Raw genomic sequence first — 3051 nt, 5'->3', positions numbered from 1 at the left:
GACTTTTCAAATTTAACTGATGCAATTATATACGAATTGCATGTTAGAGACTTCTCCATAGATTCAAACAGTGGTATAAAGAATAAAGGTAAATTTCTAGCGTTTACTGAATTAGGTACAAAGGGAAGTGATGGTAACACTACAGGAATTGATTACATAAAAGCGTTAGGAGTTACGCATGTGGAGCTTATGCCTGTATTTGATTACTCGACCGTAAATGAGACTTCAAATAAGCCACAATTTAATTGGGGTTATAATACAAAAAATTATAATGCACCTGAAGGAAGCTATTCTACTAACCCATATAACCCAATCACTCGAGTTAAAGAATTAAAACAAGCAGTACAAGCCTTGCATGATAATGGACTAAGAGTAAATATAGATGTGGCCTATGATCATATGTATAGCGGTGCTAAATCGAATTTTAATAAAATAGTACCTGGGTACTACTTTAGAACTAATTCAAATGAAAGTGGTTATGGAAATACAATAGCTTCTGAAAATGTTATGGCAAGAAAATTTATTGTTGATTCAGTTGTATATTGGGCAAAAGAATATAATTTAGATGGATTCAAATTTGATCAGATGGGTCTTATTGATGTAGCTACTATGAATGAAGTTAGAAAAAAACTTAGCAATATTAATCCTTCTATCCTCATTTTGGGGGATGGAGCAGATAAAGGGACGACTCTTTCCCCAGACGCAAAAGCAAATACACAAAATGCCAGTAAAATGACTGAAATATCACAATTCAATGATGAAATAAGAGATGGGTTAATTGGAAGTGTATTTTCCCCAAAAGCAAAGGGCTTTGTTAATGGTGCACTCCATAAGGAAACAGATGTAAAAAAAGGAATAGTTGGGGGTATAGATTATTCCAATATTATAGAGACTTATGGTGATATAGAACCCGTACAAGTTGTTAATTATGCTGAGGCCCATGCTAATAATACATTATGGGATAAGCTTGGTTTAACAAACGTTAATGACAGTAATGAAATAAAAATAAAAATGCATAAAATGACAGATTCTATGATTCTTACTTCACAAGGCATTCCGTTTTTTCAAGCTGGTCAAGAATTTTTAAGAACTAAAGCAGGTGTTAAAAATTCTTATAAGGCAAGTGATAATGTAAATAAGATTGATTGGACAAGGGAATCAAAAAACATTGAAACTGTCGATTATTTTAAAGGTTTAATTGAATTAAGAAAAGCACATCCTGCCTTTAGAATGACTTCTGCTGATATGATTAAGAAAAATTTAAAATTTTTAGTAGTTCCTGAAAATGTAGTAGCATATGAAATGAATTATAATGCAAATATGGATAGTTGGGCACATATTGTAGTTGCATTCAATGCGAATAGGGAAGAGAAGATCGTAAAATTATCAAAGAAGGGTACATGGAATATCGTAGTTGATGGTGAGAAATCAGGGGTTAAAACTATAAAACAATTTAGTGGAGATTCTTTAGTTGTTCCTGCATTAAGTTCAATTGTGGTTTATTATGAATCGGAAAATATATTTACATCATTAACATTTAGGACTTATATTGTACTAGCTCTAGGTGCAGTTGCTTGTATAATGCTTTTTCTAAAAAAAATAAAAAAAAGTTAAAAATATCTTGTTTAGAGTGTTTTTTAGGGTCCTATATTGAAAATAAGGGCTCTTTTTTTGATGTATAATTTATATAAATTCACTATTTTAAATATAGTAAAAAAGGGGCGTTAGCATGTTAATTATAATATGTTTTATAATAACATTACTTGTCATTGCTATTATGATTTTAGTTGTAGGTTGGCATTTTTGTAATATAATCATCTATCCTAATGTTAGAGAATATAACAATATATATAATAATGAAGTTAAAGATGGAAAAATAATTATAGAAAAATTCAATAATTTAGAAAAACAAGAAGTATATATAGATTCAGAGTATGGTTATAAAATTCATGGATTTTTCTTTCCTAATAATAATTCTACAAAAGTTATTATATTATGTCATGGAATAACTTGTAGTTTGTATTCTTCTGTTAAGTACATGAATATGTTTTTAAAAAAAGACTTTGCTGTTTTTATTTATGATCATAGAAATCATGGGTTAAGTGGTGGAGAAAACACTTCTTATGGTTATTACGAAAAATTCGATTTAAAAAAATGCACTGATTGGTTATTTGATAAATTAGGGAAAAACACAATAATTGGTATACACGGAGAATCTATGGGTGCTGGGATAGCCCTTCAAAACATTGAAATCGATGATAGAATTAACTTCTGTATAGAAGACTGTGGCTATTCTGACGCACAAGAGTTATTCAGTTACAGATTGAAAAATGATTATAATATAAACAATTTTATTTTAATAAAATTAGCAAGTAAAATTAGCAAAATAAGAACTGGGTGGAATTTTAAAGATGTGTCACCTATATCTAATTTATCAAAAGTAAAAATTCCGATTTTATTCATTCACGGAGAAAATGACGAATATGTACCTACCTATATGTGCAAACAAATGTACTTAAAGGCTAATAGTTACAAGGATATATATATTGCTAGCAATGCTGGTCATGCGCAATCATACTGGAATAATCAAGATGAATATACAAAGCGAATTTACAAATTTTTAGCGGATATCAATATAATTTAAATAATAACCGTATGTAACTAATATAAAATAGAATATCCTATATAGAAAGGTTGTGTTTTAATGTTTCAGCTAATACAAAATGAAAAAAAATATTTGTATATAACTAATTATTCAAGTGACGAAGAAAGTTTATGTAAAATGGAAATCAAATATCTTTTCGATAAGCCGCTTCATGATAAATATTTATTTTCTAATATATACATAGATCCATCCAGAAGTCCTTTCATAAAAAAATGTATTTCAATAATGTATATGGGAGAAACAAAAGAGAAAATTATTGAGCAGATTAATAATGACAAATTAACTAGCAATAAATATAAAGTAGCGTATATTAATGCTCCTCATGAAAATGTAGGTTTTCATGAGGGGCGTAGAATTGAATTTGAAATAGGTTTTAGCATACTTGG

Annotated in this window: 2 protein-coding genes and 1 pseudogene; all 3 read left to right on the top strand. The window is 28.9% G+C overall.

All coding sequences use genetic code 11. The features are described 5' to 3' along the window. A partial coding sequence (gene pulA / locus Q0649_RS12730) for a type I pullulanase (protein ID WP_298842477.1) occupies nucleotides 1-1614 on the top strand: 1614 nt, incomplete at its 5' end. Between the two features lie 115 nt (nucleotides 1615-1729). Then, a complete protein-coding gene (locus Q0649_RS12725; RefSeq protein WP_298842474.1) occupies nucleotides 1730-2644 on the top strand; it encodes an alpha/beta hydrolase in 915 nt (304 codons plus the stop codon). A 60-nt stretch (nucleotides 2645-2704) separates the two neighbouring features. Then, nucleotides 2705-3051: pseudogene (locus tag Q0649_RS12720) on the top strand (RNA methyltransferase); the annotation flags it as partial.

The organism is uncultured Clostridium sp. (genome assembly GCF_937920395.1).
Taxonomy (GTDB): domain Bacteria; phylum Bacillota; class Clostridia; order Clostridiales; family Clostridiaceae; genus Clostridium_AD.
This window is presented reverse-complemented; position numbering and strand designations above follow the sequence as displayed.

Excerpts from the sequence above, each read along its gene's own strand:
- Q0649_RS12725 (WP_298842474.1), top strand. The coding sequence starts at position 1,730 with ATGTTAATTATAATATGTTTTATAATAACATTACTTGTCATTGCTATT.